This is a genomic window from Deinococcus sp. (assembly GCF_018260405.1).
In the GTDB taxonomy this organism is placed as follows: domain Bacteria; phylum Deinococcota; class Deinococci; order Deinococcales; family Deinococcaceae; genus Deinococcus.
The window spans coordinates 1-3557 of the sequence record NZ_JAGLBG010000153.1 but is presented as its reverse complement, the minus strand read 5'-3'; the positions used below and the strand labels follow the sequence as shown (position 1 = coordinate 3557).

The following is a 3557-nucleotide window of genomic DNA, read 5'->3' as shown; positions in this document are numbered from 1 at the left end:
TGACCTTCACGGGCACGCCGCCGCACAGTTTCGCGGCGCACGTGAACACGGGCAAAGTGCTGAGCCTGGGCAGTTTTTCCAAGATTCTGGCCCCTGGTTCGCGCCTGGGCTGGATTCAAGCCGCGCCGGAACTGCTCTCGCGCCTGATTGCCAACGGCATGATCGCCAGTGGGGGTGGATTTAGCCCGCTAGGAGGCGCCCTGATTCGCAGCATGTTCGAGTTGGATTTGCTGCCCGGCTACGTCCAGGGTCTGCGTGACACCTTCCGTGGCCGCGCCGCCGCTCTGGGAGACGCGCTCGACGACCTGCGGCCCCTCGGTATCGAGTTTCAGCGGCCCAGTGGCGGGTACTTCATCTGGGTTACCTTGCCCGACGGCTTAGACAGCGTGACGCTGCTGGACAGGGCCGTCTCAAACGGCGTGCGCTACCAGCCCGGCCCCAAATTTAGCCCGGACGGCGGCCAGCGCGGCCAGCTGCGGCTGTGCTTCGCCTACTACGCCGAAGAAGACCTGCGCGGGGGCGTGCGGCGGCTGGGGCAAGCACTTCAGGAAACGCTGCGGGAAGGGTGAGCACAGGGGGGCCAGCTTGCAAGGCCAGGCTAACAGGCGGGAAGCGGGCAGGCCCCATCCTGGGTGCCGCTTTGCTCAAGAAGCGGGCAGGCCCCTTCACGGGTGCCGCTTTGCCCAAGAAGGCACCGCCTGTACCATGAAACCTGTATTGTTCCCTCTCGTCTCTAGCCCCCTTGAGTCTGAAAGAACCAGATTCAAGGGGCAGTGTGCATGACACAATAGAAAGCATGTCTGCCGACCTGTCCCAGCTGCTCAATCTGAGAGAAATGGAAGGTGCCGCCGCCGAGGTTATGTCACCGGCGGCGTTCGCCTACTACCGGGGCGGCGCGAACGACGAAGTGACGCTGCGGGCCAACCGCGACGGCTACGCGGCGTTGCGACTGCGCCCGCGCATGCTGGTGGACGTGGCCCACATTGACACCAGCACCACCGTTCTGGGCGTGCCGCTGGCCTTTCCGGTGGGGGTCGCGCCGTGTGCCATGCATGGGCTGGTACACCCCGAAGCGGAAGTCGCCACCGCCCGCGCCGCCGCCAGCGTAGGCAGTCTGATGACCCTAAGCACCATGAGCCACCGCACCGTCGAGGAAGTGGCCGGGGCCGCCCCCGAGCGCCTGTGGTTCCAGTTGTACCTCTACCACGACCGCGAGATTAGCCGCGCCCTGGTCGCGCGCGCCGAGGCCGCCGGGGCACGCGCCCTGGTGCTTACGGTAGACGCCCCGGTGCTGGGCCGCCGCGAGGCTATCATTCGCACCCCCGTGTTCACCAAACCCGGCACGGTGCTGCCCAACATCGGCCAGCGCACGCCCGGCAGCGAACACCTCGACGACCTGAGCTACTTCAACACCCTGCTCGACCAGTCGCTGACCTGGAGCGACATCGCGTGGCTGCGTGAACAGACCAGCTTGCCAATCATCGTGAAGGGCATCCTGACTGCCGAAGACGCCGAGCTGGCCGCGCAGCACGGCGCTCACATCTGGATCAGCAACCACGGCGGGCGGCAGCTCGACACCGCCGTGACCGCCCTCGAAGCCCTGCCTGAAATTGCCGACACGGTGCAGGGCCGCGCCGAAGTCTATCTGGACGGCGGAATTTCGCGTGGCACCGACGTGATCAAGGCGCTGGCGCTGGGGGCACGCGCCGTATTTGTGGCCCGCCCGGCGCTGTACGGGCTAGCGCTGGCCGGTGAGAACGGCGTGCGGCACACGCTGGAGCTGCTGCGCGACGAAATCCGGCTGGGGATGGCGCTGTGCGGCAAGACCAAGATCAGCGACCTGGGGCCAGACTTGATCCGGTGGTAAAAGCGGGGGAAGCTGGCAGGGCATTAAAGTTGCCTTGTGGCCTCTCACCTGATACGGACTCCGCTCAATTCCGGCACACCTGGAAAAGCGCCAGACGCGCCTCTGCCCCGAACACAGTGAGTAGGCAAAGAGGAGCTGCTGGTGGAAGTGAGGCGGATTCGGGCGCTTTCCCCGGACACGCGGAACTGTAACCGGGAACTCCTAACCGCGAAACCCGTATTGTTCTCGCCTCCGCTCGGATGGAATCCAAAACGGCCTGGTTTAACCCGAGTCCGTATCAGCCGAAGCCGTCAGCACTTCCCGCTGCCAGCCGTGCAGGACTTCCAGCGCCTGCATCGGTGTCAGTCGGCTGAGGTCAAGGCTCGCCAGCTCACGCAGCAGCTTTTTCTCGTCTCCGCCACTGTTCAGTGCCCCCAGCAGTCTGGTGGCGCGGGCCGTGACCGGGGCGGGCAGTCCGGCCAGCCGAGCCACCTCTACGCCGTAGCTCTGGCGGGCGGCGCCGGGCACGACCTGGTGGTAAAAAGTCAGTCCCTGCTGGGCGTCTTCCTCAGCGGCCACATGCAGGTTGACCAGGCCGGGCAGGTCGCTTTCCAGGCGCGTCAGCTCGAAGTAGTGGGTGGCGAACAGCGTGTGGGCGCGGGTGCTGTGCAGATGTTCCAGCGCCGCCTGCGCGATGGCCAGACCGTCGAGGGTCGAGGTGCCGCGCCCAACCTCGTCGAGAATAATCAGGCTGCGGTGGGTCGCGCCGTGCAAGATAGCGGCCAGTTCGGACATCTCGACCATGAAGGTGCTGCGCCCGCCTGCCAGATCATCCGACGCACCAATGCGGGTGTGAATGGCGTCATAGATGGGTAATTCGGCGTGGTCGGCGGGCACGAAAGACCCGATCTGGTGCAGCAGTGCGCACAGCGCCACTGTTCGCAGGTAGGTGCTTTTGCCTGCCATGTTCGGCCCGGTCAGCAGCAGCGTAAAGCGGCCCCCGTGCAGTTCGGCGTCGTTGGGCACAAATTTGCCGCCCGTGGCCCGCTCGACTACCGGATGCCGGGCCTGAACCAGCCGTGTATCGCCGGAAGTCGTCTGCGGGCGCGTCCAGCCTGTTTCGGCGGCGAGGTCGGCCAGCGAAGCGATCACGTCCAGCTCAGACAGGGCGCCCGCTGCTTCCGACAGGGCCTCGGCGTGGGCCGTCAGACTGTCGCGCAGCTCGGTAAACACCTCGGTTTCCAGGCGCTGGGCCGCCGCTTCCAGCCGCGCGATTTCGCGTTCGCGTTCGCGCAGGTCGCTGCGGGTAAAACGGGCGCGGTCCTTGAGGGTAGCGATCTGGCGGTAATCGGCGGGCACCTTGCCAAGGTGGGTGCTAGTGACTTCCAGAAAATACCCGAAGACGTTGGTGTACCCGACCTTCAGCGTGCCGATACCGGTGCGTTCGCGCTCGCTGACCTCCAGCTGGGCCAGCCATTCGCGGTGCCCAATCGCCTCGCTCCGCAGGCCGTCCAGCTCGGCGTGAAACCCGTCTCGGATCAGGCCGCCCTCGCCAATTCGCAGCGGCGGATCGTCTACCATCGCAGCGCGGATGCGCGTAACCACGTCGGGCAAAGCCCCCAGCCGGGCGCGGATTCCGGCCAGCAGGCCATCGTGGGCGGCGATCAGGGTTACGGCCTCGGGCAAGAGGGCCAGCGTGCGGGCCAGCGCC

Annotated in this window: 3 protein-coding genes; 2 read left to right on the top strand and 1 reads right to left on the bottom strand. The window is 66.2% G+C overall.

The features are described 5' to 3' along the window. Both QZ269_RS12410 and QZ269_RS12405 read left to right on the top strand, forming a co-directional pair. Window positions 1-569, top strand: a 569-nt coding sequence (locus tag QZ269_RS12410) for an aminotransferase class I/II-fold pyridoxal phosphate-dependent enzyme (RefSeq protein WP_291427019.1), incomplete at its 5' end; no start/stop codon positions are given. A 227-nt stretch (window positions 570-796) separates the two neighbouring features. Beyond that, window positions 797-1867 carry an alpha-hydroxy acid oxidase gene (locus QZ269_RS12405; protein ID WP_291427018.1) on the top strand — a complete coding sequence of 357 codons (1071 nt, stop codon included), beginning with the start codon at window positions 797-799 and terminating at the stop codon, window positions 1865-1867. 261 nt (window positions 1868-2128) lie between these two features. On the opposite strand, the gene mutS is transcribed toward QZ269_RS12405, so the two are convergent. Then, window positions 2129-3557: DNA mismatch repair protein MutS (mutS, locus tag QZ269_RS12400; protein WP_291427017.1), on the bottom strand; the 1429-nt coding region annotated here is incomplete at its 5' end.